This is a genomic window from Arthrobacter sp. YAF34 (assembly GCF_052113245.1).
GTDB lineage: Bacteria > Actinomycetota > Actinomycetes > Actinomycetales > Micrococcaceae > Arthrobacter.
The window spans coordinates 292,421-305,068 of the sequence record NZ_JBFRCV010000004.1; the positions used below are offsets into that span (position 1 = coordinate 292,421).

The following is a 12,648-nucleotide window of genomic DNA, read 5'->3' on the forward strand; positions in this document are numbered from 1 at the left end:
GACAGGTTTCCGCGCCGCTCAGGCGTGGGCTTCCTGCAGGAGGCGCTCTTCCTCCTGGGTCTGCGGGTTCCGGCCGATGGCCAGCCCGATCACCGTCACGACCGCGGCGAGGGCGAGGTAGCCGGCGATCAGGTACCAGTTGCCGGTCGCGGCGAAGAGGGCGGTGAAGATCAGCGGTGCCACGGCGCCGCCGATCACCCCGGCCAGGGTGTAGGCCAGCGAGCTGCCGGCGTAGCGGAGGCGGGCAGGGAACTGCTCGGTGATGAAGGCGGCCTGCGGGCCGTACATGAAGGCATGGAGCGCCAGCCCGATCACGACGCCGATGGTCAGCATGAGCACGGACTTGCCCTGGATCATGAGGAAGAACACCGGGATGTACAGGGCCGTTGCGACTGTGGCGATGCCGTAGACGAGGCGGCGGTTGAACCGGTCGGTGAGGGCACCGGCTGCGGGGATCAGGACGAGCTGGAAGGCGGAGCCGATCAGGATGGCGCCGAGGACGTTGCCTGTGGTCATGCCCAGTTGCTTGGTGGCGTAGAGGGCCACGAAGACCGTGAAAAGGGAGTACAGCACGTCGGGGCAGATGCGGGACAGGGCGGCGGCCACGAGGGCGCGGGGTTCCGTGGTGAAGACATCCTTGATGGGGGCCTTGGGGGCCTCGCCGTGGGCCTGGATGGCCTTGAAGACCGGGGTTTCCTCTAGCTTGAGCCGGATCAGGAGGCCGAACACCACCAGCAGGGCGGAGGCGAGGAAGGCCACGCGCCAGCCCCAGGAGAGGAAGGCCTCGGTGCTGAGGGTCGCCGCGAGAACGGCAAGTACGCCGTTGGCCATCAGGTTGCCGGCCGGCGGGCCGATCTGGGCAGCAGAGGACCAGAAGCCGCGCTTCCGGGCGTCGCCGAATTCGCTGGAGAGCAGGACGGCTCCGCCCCATTCGCCGCCGACGCCGATCCCCTGCGCCAGGCGCAGCAGGACCAGGATTGCCGGGGCGGCGACGCCGATGGCCGCGTACCCCGGGAGCACGCCAATGAGCACGGTGGCGACGCCGATCAGCATGAGGGTGACCACGAGGACGTGCTTGCGGCCGATTTTGTCGCCGAGCCGGCCGAAAATCACACCGCCGATGGGGCGCGCGAGGTAGCCGACCGCGAAGGTGGAGAAGGAGAGCAGCAGGCCGACCAGCTCATCTCCCACGGGGAAGAAGATCTTGGGGAAGATCAGCGCCGACGCCACGGAGTAGATCGCGAAGTCGTAGTACTCGAGCGACGTGCCGGTAAGGCTCGCGATGTAGGCCTTGACGGCGCCGGGCGGCAGCTTCCTCTTGCTGGCGGCCGGGGTGGCCTGCTGCGGTGTGGTCATGGTTTTCCTCCAGGTGTGCGGGGGTGCTGCCTGTTGCTTGGGTGTGAAGTCGTGGGGTGTGATGTCGTGCGGTGTGAAGTCGTGCCGTGTGCTGCGGACTGCCTTAGACGAACGCGGCGGTTTCAATCCCGGCGGCGTTGAGGGCCGCGCGGACGGCGGCGGCCATGGTGACGGCTCCCGGGGAGTCGCCGTGCACGCAGATGCTCTCGGCCCGGATCTTCAGGATGGAGCCGTCGATCGTGCGGACAGCGGAATCGGCGGCCATCCGGAGGACATGCTCGGTGACCTCGCCGTGGTCGTGCAGCACGGCTCCGGGGAACGTGCGGGAGACCAGCGTGCCGTCCGGGTTGTAGGCACGGTCCGCAAAGGCTTCACTCACGGCCCGCAGCCCGGCGGCCTCGGCCAGACGCAGAACCTCAGAACCCGGCAGCCCAAGGATCGGCAGGTTCGGGTCCACCGATTTCACGGCGTCGACCACGGCCCGCGCCTGGGCGGTGTGCGAGACGATGGCGTTGTAGAGGCCGCCGTGCGGCTTCACGTAGGTGACCTTGCCACCTTCGGCCGCGGCCAGCGCCTGCAGCGCGCCGATCTGATAAACGACGTCGTCCGCCAATTCGCCGGGATCGATGTCCAGGAAGCGGCGGCCAAAGCCGGCGAGATCGCGGTAGCCGACGTGCGCGCCGATCCGGACGCCGGCGGTCACGGCTTCGCGGCACGTGCGCCGAATCACGCTGGGGTCGCCGGCATGGAATCCGCAGGCCACATTGGCGCTGGAGACGGAGCGAAACATCGCCGTATCGTCACCCAGCGTCCACCGTCCGTACGACTCACCGACGTCGCTGTTCAGGTCAATCGTTGCCATTGTGATCCTCATCTCATGGTTGTACCTCTTCTAGGATGCACCAAAAGTTCAGATTGTTCAACGATTCTTCAATCCAACGATGTGACGATCGTGTAAATTCTGGTGTATGACCACCTCCGAATCAGGATCCCGAGTCCTTTCCGCCAGGCAGCACACCGCGGCGTCCGGAGCCGCGGCAGGGACGAAGGGCAACGCCGCGGCGGGTGCCGCGCTGGGCGCGGCGGCACGGCTGCGTGTGGCCGTTCCGTCCGTGGCGGACCGGGTGGCGGCCGAACTGCGCCTGCAGCTGGCCGAGGGGCTGCTGCTGCCCGGAGCCCGACTCACGGAATCGACCATTGCCGAGGACCTGGGCGTCTCCCGGAACACTGTCCGCGAGGCCTTCGCCGAACTGGCCGCCGAACGCCTGGTGGTCCGCCACCCGAACCGGGGGGTCTTCGTGGCCAGCCTCGAGGCGGGCGACATCCACGACGTCTACGCCGTGCGCCGTGCCATTGAAGTGAGCGCGATCCGCGGCGGCGGCAGCCCCGAGCGCGTGGCGGCGGTCCGGGCGGCCGTGGAGGAGGGCAAGGCCGCGGCCGCCGCCAACGACGAAGAGGCCCTGGGCAACGCCAACCAGCATTTCCACGGCGCGATCGTGGCATTGGCGGGCAGCCGGCGGCTGGACGCGATCATGGCCCAGGTCCTGGCCGAGATGCGGCTCTTTTTCCACAAGGCAACCCTGGACGCGCACTTTTACCGCGGCTACCTGCCGGACAACGAGGACATCTGCGCGGCGCTGGAATCCGGTGACCTGGACCGCGCCGGCGAACTGCTGCTGGCCTATCTGGACCGATCAGAGGAGCGCCAGTCCGCCGTCCACGGCGAGTGAGCCGGCACCCGGCTCCCGCTACCCGGGGATCCGCCAGCGGGCCTGGAATTCGGGGTGGTCCGCGTACGGCAGGGCCAGGGTGTTCAAGGACAGGGTGGTCCATTCGATGACGTCCGGCACCCATCCGGCGTCGGCCGGTTCCTGGCTGACCAGCGCTGCGAGGACGGACTGGCGGGCGGATTCGATGATCCCAATGAGCCGGCGTTTGGCCTCGCATTCGCGCAGCAGCCGGCGTTCGTACCACTCCCCGGACACGGCCAGCGTGGGGTCGCCGAGCAGCTTCAGGGCGGCGGCTTCGTCTTCTCTTATTCGTGCGGTCAGGAACTCGACGATGTCCACGAACCGAGCCTATGCGCGGCGGCGCTCACACGGCTATGCCCTAGCGCTTCCCCTTTTTCCGGGATCCCTTGCCGCGGCCTTTGTCCGGGTTCGGCGCATAGCGCTGGGCCACCTTGGGCTTCTTGACTGCGGGGCCGCGCCGGTCCGGCTTGGGCTCGCGTTTGGGTTTCTCCTGCTGTGCCGAGGGCTGGCGGGAGCTCGCCGCGGTTCGCCCGCGGACAATGCCGATGAATTCCTCGATCACCTCGTCCGTGCCGTCGCTGGGCCACGCCAGGGCGATCTCCGTGCCGGGCGCACCGGTGAGCTTCCGGGCCACGGTGTCCTTGACATTGAAGTGGCGTGCCACAGACATCGGCAGTATCACGAGCCCGGCACCGGAGGCCACCACCTGCAGGGCCATTGCGGGGCCGCCGAGTTCCTGCACGTCCAGGAACGTCTCGGCAGACAGGTCCGCGAGGTCCACTTCCTCGAACAGCGAGACCTCGTGTCCCTTGGGCGCCACCACCACCGGCTGTTCCTCGTAGAGCGGGATGACACTGAGGCCCTCGCGCTCCACCGGAAGCCGGACGAAGCTCAGGTCCGCGGAACCGTCGCGGAGCACGGCGAGCTGCGCGCCGTCGTCGGACATGAAGGCATGCAGCGGCACATCCGGCATGCGCTCTTCCCAGCGCCGGATCCATTTTCCGGGCGTCACGCCGGCAACGTAGGCGAAACGCAACTCACGCACGGCTGTTTCGGCCGGGACGGCGGCGGTTTCGTCAGGGCTCTGGGGTGCTTCTTCTGCTGCGGACACATGTTCACAGTACCGCCCGGGCTGGCGCGGAGCTCAGCACCGGTCCCCCAGTCAGCCGCTGGCCGGATACCCTTGAAGCATGACCTCTGCAAACTCCCAGTCCATGAAGCCGGCTACCGTTGCCAAGAAGCTTGGCATCTACCTGCCCGCAACACCCCAGGAGTTCCAGGATTCGGTCATCACCCGCGCCGATTTCGCCGAGCTCCAGGCCAACCCGCCGGAGTGGCTCGCGGAACTGCGCCGTAACGGCCCGCACCCCCGCCCGGTGGTCGCGCAGAAGCTCAATGTTTCCATCAGCGGCCTGGCCCGCGGCGGCGTTGAGGAAGCGCTGACGACGGCGGAAATCACCGCACTGCTGCAGGCTCCCCCTGCGTGGCTGGTCGCCGAGCGCTCCACGCACGCCGCCGTCCGCGCCGAGGCCCAGCGGGTCAAGGACGAGGGCGCCAAGAAGGACGCCAAGAAAGCCCGCGCCCAGGCCGAGTAGGCGTTCCGCCGCCTCAGTCCTGGTGCAGCTGGACGAAGTTGCCGCACCCGTCATCGAGCACCACTGACGTCCCTGCAGGCCCTTCGGAGGGCTCCGCCTGGAACATCACGCCCTTGGCCGCGAGCCGGGCGTATTCGGCGCGCACGTCCGGCACGCCGAACACGATCGCTGGAATTCCGGCGTCGTGCAGGCCGTTCATGTAGGCCGCCCCGATCGGGTTGTCGCTGGGCTCCAGCAGGATCCCGGCGCCACCGTCGCCGCCCGGATCCTTGACGATGAAGAGGTTGTGTTCCGGCATTGCCATCAGGGTTTCAAAGCCCAGGATGCCGGTGTAGAACTCATGGGCCGAGGCAGGATCCTTGACATGAATACCGCACATTTTCAGTCGCATGGCCCCTAGGCTACGCTGGGAAGATCCGTGACGGAACCGCGAGTCTGTCGCCGCCCCTTCCGTGGACGCGGGCCGGCCGGTCCCCGTCCGCGGCGCGCGGAGTAGGGCCGAGCGGCCATTGACGGCCCCGCCGCCAGGGATTCCAATGGAACTAGCGGAACAACGCCCGCCCGGGTCGTTTCCGCCGGAGGTGTGCAATGACGTCGCTCTCACAATCCGGTGCCCTCGCGGTCTGGCAGTTCCTGGCCCTCGCAATCCTGGTCGCCGGGGCGGCATCCATTGCGGCCTACCTCGCCCGCAAGCATCTGGCGTCCGACGACGTTCTCCCGGACGGCGCAGATGGCGCTTTCTGGGATGCGTTCGCCGGGCTCGCCGTCATAGTCCCCTGCATCGTCGTGGCTTCCTTCACGTGGCCCTGGGCCGGCCTTGCGCTCGGGATTCTGGGGGCCGGGGCGGCCCTGGCGGCTTTTGCAACTGCGCCCCGGATGCTGCGCCGGCAGGCAAACCGACGGGCCGGCCGGAACTCCCGGATCATGAACCAGGCCGCGGCGGTTCGGCACAAGAGCGCCCTCGCCCGGTGGCAGCGTTACGAGCTCGATCCCGGCTACTCGATTGACTATCCCGCGATGACCGATCCCCGGCAGCCGGAAACGGCTGCCTTGATCCGGGCCATCAAGGCTGCCGAACGCCTCGGCGGCACAGACCCCGCTGGCGCCGACGCCGCCTACGCCCCGGCTGTGGACCAGCTGGAACAGGCCCTGGCTGCCGCCGAGCGCGCCGCCGGCGTCAGCCCCGCGGGGCTGCCGGGCCAGGACCACGCGCACAGCTGATTCCCGGAACTTGCTGACCCCGGCAGTTTCCGGCTACCTCGGAAGGAAGCATCATGACTGACATCACGATCATCGGCAGCGGCAACATGGCCCGGGCCATCGGCACCCGGGCCGTTGCTGCCGGCCGTTCCGTCCAGATCCTTGACCGGACGCCGGAAAATGCCGCCAAGCTCGCTGCTGAACTTGGCGGCACCAACACCTCCGGCGGCCTGAGCGAGGTCCCGGGCGGCGACATCGTGGTCCTGGCTCTCTACTTCGGTCCGGCCAAGGAGGTTGCCACGCATTTCGGCGACACGCTCAGCGGCAAGACCGTGGTGGAGATCAGCAATCCGATCAACATGGATACCTTCGATTCCCTGGTGGTCGGCCCGGAGACGTCGGCCGCCGAGGAAATCGCCGCGTTGCTGCCGGGCGCGCGGGTGGTGAAAGCCTTCAACACCACGTTCGCGGGCCCGCTCGGATCGGGGACCGTGGGCGAGACGCCCCTGGATGTCTTCATCGCCTCGGACTCCGAACAGGCCCGGACCGAGGTGGCGGCCTTCGCCGAGGCCGCCGGGCTGCGCCCCCTCCAGGTCGGAGGACTGCGCCACGCCCGTGAACTCGAGGGCTTTCAGCTGCTGGTCATGGCACTGCAGGCCAATCCCGCGTATCCCACCTTCAACTGGGGCACCGGCCTGAAGATCATCGACTAGTACCCCGCCCGGCCCTGGGGTTCTAGAACCCTGAAGCTCTAGAGGTCTAGAGCTCCACCGTCGCGCTTTCGCCGACGCTCATCCGGCTGTTGGTGACCTTGGATTTGATCCATTGCAGCACGGTGGCGGCCGTGCCGCCCGGGCTCGTCCAGTACTCGGCCGAGTCCGAGCCAACGTGGAGCAGGACCACTTCCGGAGTGTCCGGTCCGTCCGGGAACCAGGCCTCCACCACTTGGTTCCACATGTCATGGATCAGCTGCCGGTCGGTCACCACTTCGGCGGTTCCGGCCACCGAGACCCACTCTGTACGCTGGCCGAAGGAAACGTTCACGGCCGGGTTCGCGCGGATGTGGGCCACTTGCGAGGTGGCGGCCGACGTGAAGAACCACATATCGCCGTCGTCCTTAACCTCCTGGACGGCCAGCGGCCGGCTGACGAGCTTGCCCGCTTCGTCGATGGTGGTCAACATTCCGATGTGCGAATCGTTGATGATGCCCGTGACCTTGCTGATGCTTGCGGCATCCGCCATGCTCTCACCTCGTTCTCGTACCAATGGAGGAAGGTCCCCCCGGACAGCCTATTGGTAAGTGTGCTTACTTTCCAATGGCTGTCCGGCCGGGACCTTTCCGGACCGTTTACCGAGCCACGGACACACGGTCCGCGGCGGCGACGATCCTGGCCGCCGAGATCTGCCCCATCCGTACGGCGCCGTCAACGTGCTGGTATCCCTCTGCCGCGAGGTCGGAGGACGACCAGTAGATGGGGCCAACCGGCTTCAGCTGGTCTTTGCCATAGCGGTGCAGCCCGCCGAGGTCGTAGCTTGCGGCGTAGGCTCCGCGGGTCCATTCCTCGGAGCCCCAGTCGGACTCGTAGTACACCTCGGGCTCCAGGGCTTTTTCGCCGAGGAACGAGGCAATGGACTCGAGGATGGCGCGACGGCGGTCCTCGGCGCTGAGTTCGAACATGGCGTCGGCCTTCTCGTCCGAGACAAAGCCCACGAGCGTGCCGCGGGGGTCCTCGTGGTTCGTGTTGTCGTAGACCTCCTGCACAATGGCGCCGGCGCCGAAGGCGGTCCCGGACAGGCCGTCTTCACGCCAGAACGGCGAGCTGTATACGGCGTGGACCTTGATGACCAGGCCGAGCGACTGGTGCTGGTGCATCTGGTGCTGCCGGCGGGGCAGCGGCGGGTTGAAGGACACCCGGGAGTAGAGGTTCGGCGGCACGGCCATGATGACGAAGCGCGCGTTCACGGTGGCGCGTTCGGAGACGGCAGTGACGCGGTATCCCCCGCTTGCCTCCTCGGTCCAGTTGATGGTGCGGACCGGGCTGTCCAGGACTACGTCCTCGCCCAATTCCGCGGCCTGCAGGAGCGAGACCTGTTGCATCCCGCCGACAACCCGCTTGTCCAGGATGAAGTCCTCATCCGTGAGGTTGGTGAAGGACCCGGCGGAGGCGGCCATGAGGACGGCCTGCAGGGCGGAGAAGGCGTGGGCGGGTTTGGTCAGCATGCCGCCGGCGATGAAGAGGCCGATATTGTTGCAGGCTTCTTCATCCGTTGAGTTCAGGCGCAGCCAGTGATGGAAGGAAATCGTGTCCAGCTCGCGGGCCTTGGGGTGTGCCCACGGCTCCTCGGCGCCGATCTCCGCGGCGAGGGAGTCGAGCAGGACCGTGAGCTTGTCCATTTCGGCGGCGGTGGTTTCGCTGACCGGGAAGGTCCCACCGGTGTACTGGGTGCGCTTTCCGTCCGCACCGATGTACACCGATTCGCCGTCACGGTAGCGGGAGTAGGTCTGCAGCCCGAGGTCCTCGATCAGCGCCAGGAGCGCCGTCTGGTCCGGGGAAACCCACTGGCCGCCGATTTCGAGCATGGCGCCGTCAACCGTGTCGGTCCAGGTCCGGCCGCCCACGCGATCCCGTGCCTCGAGTACGGCGACGCTCAGTCCGGCCCTCTTCAGTTCGCGGGCGGCGGTCAGCCCGGACGGGCCGGCCCCTACGATGACGACGTCGCGGTCTAGATTCAGCATGATGTCCTTTCCTTGGCCGCCAGAGTGATGCGGACCACTAAATGAATGACGTTCATTTAGAATGATAGACGCTGCATCCGTTCGGGGGAAGACCCTCCGCCGGACGAATTTCGCCCGTAAAGTAGGGTCAGAATGGACTACGCCGCAAAAGCGCCAGCCAAGCACAGAAGAAGGGCCCGGAATGACGTCAGCAACCAGCGTCCCCGCCGATCCGCACAGCCCCGATGCCGGGGCACGACGCCGCGCGGGCCGGCCCGCCGCGGCCGTGCTGGACCAGGACGGCATCACTGCGGCAGCCCTGCAGCTGATCGGCAGGAGCGGATATGACGGCTTCACCATGGCTGCCCTGGCCAGGACCCTCAACGTGGCACCCTCGGCGCTGTACAACCACGTCTCCTCCAAACGTGACGTGCTGGTTCTCGTCCAGGACCACCTGACCTCGTTCGTGGACGTCGCCGCCTTCGAAACCGGGCCCTGGGAGCAGGCCGTGAGGGACTGGGCCTGGAGTTATCGGGATGTTTTCTCCAAACACACTCCGCTGATCCCCGTCATCGCGGTTCTGCCCGTGACCGATGCCCCCAAGACGCTGGCCATGTATGAGGCCGTCAGTGCCGGCTTCGGCCGCGCAGGGTTTCCGCAGGAGCGGATCATCCCGGCCATCGTGGCGCTCGAATCCTTCATCTTTGGCTCGGCCTATGACGTCGCGGCACCGGCCGACATCTTCGATTCCGGGAGCATGGCGGCCGCGACTCCGCATTTCACCTCCGCCGTGCGCCGCCTGGCCGCGAATGTCGACGAGAAACCCGCCGACGTCGCCTTCAGCCTGGGACTCGAGGCACTCCTCGCCGGGCTCGGAGCGCTGCGCGGCTAACCCTGGCGGAAGGCCTCGGCCAGCGGGCAGCGTCCGGGGCTGCCGGCGCCCCACCATGAACAGCAGGATTGATGGACGGCCGGGCGCTACTTCTCCCTGACGGGGATTTCCATGGGCTGCTGGGTCGCGGCCCAGCTGGCGAGGACCTTCAGCGCGTCCTCCGAAGGCGTCCCCGGCTCGGCCGTGTACACGTTGATGCGCAGTCCCGGGTCGCCGGGCAGCTCCAGCGCTTCGAAGCTCAGGTCCAGGTCCCCGACGATCGGGTGGTGAAGCCGTTTGCGTCCGGTTCGGTGGTATTTCACGTCGTGCCGGGCCCACCGGGTGCGGAACTCCACGCTCCGGGTCGAGAGTTCACCGATCAGGTCCGTGAGGTCCTTGTCGTAGGGGTTTTTCCCGGCCGCGGAGCGCAGGACCGCGACGACGTCGTCTGCGGCACGCTCCCAGTCGGCGAAGAACTCCCGCGCTTTTGGGTTCAGGAAGGTGAACCGTGCGCTGTTCGGCGGGCTGGTCGCCTCTGCCATCATGTCCAGATAGAGCGCACGGCCCAGCTCGTTGGCGGCAAGGACATCCCCGCGGTCGTTGCGGACCCAGGCCGGGGCCGTCGTGATCGCATCGATGACGCGCTGCACGCTCGGCCGCACCGTCTGCGGGCTGCGCTTGCGCCGCGCCCGGGGGGAGGCGGTGGCGGCGCGGGCCAGGTCAAAAAGGTGGGCCGTTTCGGCGTCGTCAAGCTTCAAGGCACGCCCGAGCGCCTCGAGGACGCTGTCCGAGGCGCCGGACAGGTTTCCGCGCTCAAGGCGGATGTAGTAATCGACGCTCATCCCGGCGAGCATGGCGACTTCCTCGCGACGCAGCCCGGCGACGCGCCGGTTTCCCCCATAGACCGGCAAGCCGGCCTCCTCGGGCGTAATCCTGGCACGGCGGGAGGTCAGGAACTTCCGCACGTCCTCGCTGAGTGTCATGGCATCCACGCTACGCCGCCGCTCCTGCCCGAGGGAGGGACTGGCGTTACCCGGAACGGCCGTGACTCCCGGCCCCTAAGAGATCACGGTTCCATGGAAAGCATGAAACCTGCACCCACAACAACTCAGGCAGGCATCGGGTTCCTGCCCATGACCGAGGTCAACTTTGTCGTTGCAATGGGCATCCCCCGGCCCGTTGGCCGGATGCCGGGCTCGGTCCCGCTCCTGGCCGGGGTCCTGCTCACCTTGACCGGGATGGTTTGGCTCAGCCGGGCCGGCGTCGACTCCGGTTACTGGACGGGCGTGGCCCTCCCGGCGAAAGGGGTACTGACGTGCCCTCCCACAAACCGAACCATCTCATTACCGTGAAAGGCATGGTCATGGAACTTACTCTCAATAACGGCGTCACAATGCCCGCCCTCGGTCTGGGCGTCTTCCAAAGCCCGCCGGAGCAAACGACGGCGGCCGTCGAAGCCGCGTTGGCGACCGGCTACCGGCACATCGATACGGCCGCGGCGTACGGCAACGAGCGGGAGGTCGGTGAGGGCATTCGCAGCTCGGGCCTGGATCGTTCGGACGTGTTCGTCGAGACCAAGGTCTGGGTCAGCGACTACGGCTACGACGAGACCCTGCACGCTTGGGATAAAGCGACGGGCAAGCTCGGCGTCGACTACCTCGATCTGCTCATCCTGCATCAGCCCGCCCCTGACAGATTCGGGAAAACCATCGCCGCGTACAAGGCGCTGGAGACCCTGCTCGCCGACGGGCGTGTGCGGGCGATCGGCGTCAGCAATTTCATGCCGCACCACCTGGAGCAGCTGCTCGCCGCAACCGACGTCGTTCCGGCGGTAAACCAGGTCGAACTGCACCCCTTCTTCACCCAGCCGGCCGTCCAGGCAGTCGACACCGACCACGGCATCCTCACCCAGGCATGGTCACCGATTGGCGGCATCACCTTCTACCCGGGCTGGGGCGAGAGCCGCCGGAACGTGATGGAGGACCCCACACTTGCCGCCATCGGACACACCCACGGCAAGAGCCCGGCCCAGATCATGCTGCGCTGGCATTTGGAGCAGGGCCGTTCCGCCATCCCGAAGTCGACGAACCCGGCACGCATCGCCGAGAACTTCGGCGTCTTCGACTTTGAGCTCAATGCCGACGAACTTGCCGCCATCGATGCACTCGACACCGGCGTGCGCAACGGCCCGGATCCTGACGAGGCCCGGCTGGAGCGCTTCGCAATGGTCATCCCCGAAGCCTAAGACAGAGCAGCCTAACGACTACCGGGCGGCTTAATGCGTCCTAGGTGCCCCCGCGTTGTGGGGCGCGTGGGCCCCGCATGAGGGTCAGGCGTAGTCGTTGTAGAAGCCGCGGTCGCTCTTGACGCCCAGCCAGCCCTTGGCGATGTACTCCTGCAGCATGGGGGCCGACTTGTTCTCGACGCCGGCCAGCTCGCAGTAGTGGTTCTCGATGTCCAGGACCACGTCCAGGCCCACCTCGTCCATTAAGCGGAACGGGGTGGTTTCGGATTTGAAGACGTCGGCGAACAGTGCGTCCACGTCCTGCGGCTCCGCGACGCCCTCGGCCACGACCAGCAGGGATTCGCGCTTGATCGCCGCCCAGATCCTGTTGAAGATGAAGCCGGTGCTCTGCTTGCGCACCAGGTGCGGCACCAGCGCGTACTTGGGCAGCTCGGCCATGAGCAGTTCCATGATCTGCGGATCGGTGTGGCCGCTGGACATCAGCTCCACCGAACGGACAGCCGGCGGCATGTAGAAGTGCATGTTCAGGACGCGCTCGGGGCTGCTCACCCCGCCGATGAATTCGGCGGAGGCAAACGATGAGGAGTTGCTGGCCAGCACGGCGTCCCGGGCCGCCAACTGGTCAAGGTCGGCGAAGATCGCCTGCTTGAGGCCAAGCTTTTCGGGCACCGCCTCGACCACGAGCCACGAATCCTGGAGGGCCTCGGCGAGATTGTCCTTGGCCGCGAGCCGGACCGCCGGGGTGCCGCCGAGCTCTTCCACGGTGCGGTGGCGCTGCGTTGCGATGTACTCGATGGCGGCCTTGGCCACCCCGAGGTTCGTGTCGTAGACGCGCACCTCGGCGCCTTGGAGCGAGAACATCAAGGCGATGCGCCGGCCCAGGGTGCCGCCGCCGATGACAGTGATGGGCCGGT

16 protein-coding genes are annotated in these 12,648 nt (G+C 67.2%); 7 read left to right on the top strand and 9 right to left on the bottom strand.

All coding sequences use genetic code 11. The features are described from left to right. Positions 1-18: 18 nt before the first annotated feature. Positions 19-1,356, bottom strand: coding sequence for an MFS transporter (locus tag AB4Y72_RS07365; protein ID WP_441425489.1), 1,338 nt, complete (start codon positions 1,354-1,356; stop codon positions 19-21). 103 nt (positions 1,357-1,459) lie between these two features. Beyond that, entirely contained in the window at positions 1,460-2,218 is a 759-nt protein-coding gene (locus AB4Y72_RS07370; RefSeq protein ID WP_441425490.1) for a LamB/YcsF family protein, read from the bottom strand. A gap of 106 nt (positions 2,219-2,324) precedes the next feature. Here AB4Y72_RS07370 and AB4Y72_RS07375 point away from each other — a divergent pair, with 106 nt between their 5' ends. Then, a complete protein-coding gene (locus AB4Y72_RS07375; RefSeq protein ID WP_441425491.1) occupies positions 2,325-3,086 on the top strand; it encodes a GntR family transcriptional regulator in 762 nt (253 codons plus the stop codon). Between the two features lie 18 nt (positions 3,087-3,104). Here the strand turns inward: AB4Y72_RS07375 and AB4Y72_RS07380 are convergent, their stop codons facing one another. Together AB4Y72_RS07380 and AB4Y72_RS07385 are read right to left on the bottom strand one after the other, a co-directional pair. After that, positions 3,105-3,425 (bottom strand): DUF6221 family protein, encoded by a 321-nt coding sequence (locus AB4Y72_RS07380; RefSeq protein ID WP_120952807.1) that lies wholly within the window; start codon positions 3,423-3,425, stop codon positions 3,105-3,107. A gap of 40 nt (positions 3,426-3,465) precedes the next feature. Next, positions 3,466-4,218, bottom strand: a complete 753-nt coding sequence (locus AB4Y72_RS07385) for a LysR family substrate-binding domain-containing protein (protein WP_441425492.1) — start codon at positions 4,216-4,218, stop codon at positions 3,466-3,468. Positions 4,219-4,297: 79 nt separating this feature from the next. Here AB4Y72_RS07385 and AB4Y72_RS07390 point away from each other — a divergent pair, with 79 nt between their 5' ends. Beyond that, complete coding sequence (locus AB4Y72_RS07390; RefSeq protein ID WP_441425493.1) at positions 4,298-4,702, top strand: DUF5997 family protein; 405 nt, start codon at positions 4,298-4,300, stop codon at positions 4,700-4,702. A 13-nt stretch (positions 4,703-4,715) separates the two neighbouring features. Here the strand turns inward: AB4Y72_RS07390 and AB4Y72_RS07395 are convergent, their stop codons facing one another. Continuing rightward, positions 4,716-5,093 carry a VOC family protein gene (locus tag AB4Y72_RS07395; RefSeq protein WP_441425494.1) on the bottom strand — a complete coding sequence of 126 codons (378 nt, stop codon included), beginning with the start codon at positions 5,091-5,093 and terminating at the stop codon, positions 4,716-4,718. 197 nt (positions 5,094-5,290) lie between these two features. Here AB4Y72_RS07395 and AB4Y72_RS07400 point away from each other — a divergent pair, with 197 nt between their 5' ends. Beyond that, on the top strand, positions 5,291-5,923 hold the full coding sequence (locus tag AB4Y72_RS07400) for a hypothetical protein (RefSeq protein WP_441425495.1): 633 nt from the start codon (positions 5,291-5,293) through the stop codon (positions 5,921-5,923). 53 nt (positions 5,924-5,976) lie between these two features. Then, complete coding sequence (locus AB4Y72_RS07405; protein ID WP_441425496.1) at positions 5,977-6,615, top strand: NADPH-dependent F420 reductase; 639 nt, start codon at positions 5,977-5,979, stop codon at positions 6,613-6,615. 46 nt (positions 6,616-6,661) lie between these two features. Here the strand turns inward: AB4Y72_RS07405 and AB4Y72_RS07410 are convergent, their stop codons facing one another. After that, positions 6,662-7,144 carry a pyridoxamine 5'-phosphate oxidase family protein gene (locus tag AB4Y72_RS07410; RefSeq protein WP_441425497.1) on the bottom strand — a complete coding sequence of 161 codons (483 nt, stop codon included), beginning with the start codon at positions 7,142-7,144 and terminating at the stop codon, positions 6,662-6,664. Positions 7,145-7,250: 106 nt separating this feature from the next. Next, positions 7,251-8,639 carry a flavin monoamine oxidase family protein gene (locus AB4Y72_RS07415; RefSeq protein ID WP_441425498.1) on the bottom strand — a complete coding sequence of 463 codons (1,389 nt, stop codon included), beginning with the start codon at positions 8,637-8,639 and terminating at the stop codon, positions 7,251-7,253. A 181-nt stretch (positions 8,640-8,820) separates the two neighbouring features. Between AB4Y72_RS07415 and AB4Y72_RS07420 the strand changes: the two genes are divergently transcribed. Then, positions 8,821-9,510 (top strand): TetR/AcrR family transcriptional regulator, encoded by a 690-nt coding sequence (locus AB4Y72_RS07420; RefSeq protein WP_441425499.1) that lies wholly within the window; start codon positions 8,821-8,823, stop codon positions 9,508-9,510. An 86-nt stretch (positions 9,511-9,596) separates the two neighbouring features. Here AB4Y72_RS07420 and AB4Y72_RS07425 read toward each other — a convergent pair whose 3' ends face one another. Further along, positions 9,597-10,472: a helix-turn-helix transcriptional regulator gene (locus AB4Y72_RS07425; protein ID WP_441425500.1), complete on the bottom strand. Its 876-nt coding sequence runs from the start codon at positions 10,470-10,472 to the stop codon at positions 9,597-9,599. A 102-nt stretch (positions 10,473-10,574) separates the two neighbouring features. Here AB4Y72_RS07425 and AB4Y72_RS07430 point away from each other — a divergent pair, with 102 nt between their 5' ends. Together AB4Y72_RS07430 and AB4Y72_RS07435 are read left to right on the top strand one after the other, a co-directional pair. Further along, positions 10,575-10,841, top strand: coding sequence for a hypothetical protein (locus AB4Y72_RS07430; protein WP_441425501.1), 267 nt, complete (start codon positions 10,575-10,577; stop codon positions 10,839-10,841). 11 nt (positions 10,842-10,852) lie between these two features. Next, on the top strand, positions 10,853-11,734 hold the full coding sequence (locus AB4Y72_RS07435) for an aldo/keto reductase (protein WP_441425502.1): 882 nt from the start codon (positions 10,853-10,855) through the stop codon (positions 11,732-11,734). An 84-nt stretch (positions 11,735-11,818) separates the two neighbouring features. On the opposite strand, the gene AB4Y72_RS07440 is transcribed toward AB4Y72_RS07435, so the two are convergent. Beyond that, a partial coding sequence (locus AB4Y72_RS07440) for a 3-hydroxyacyl-CoA dehydrogenase family protein (RefSeq protein ID WP_441425503.1) occupies positions 11,819-12,648 on the bottom strand: 830 nt, incomplete at its 5' end.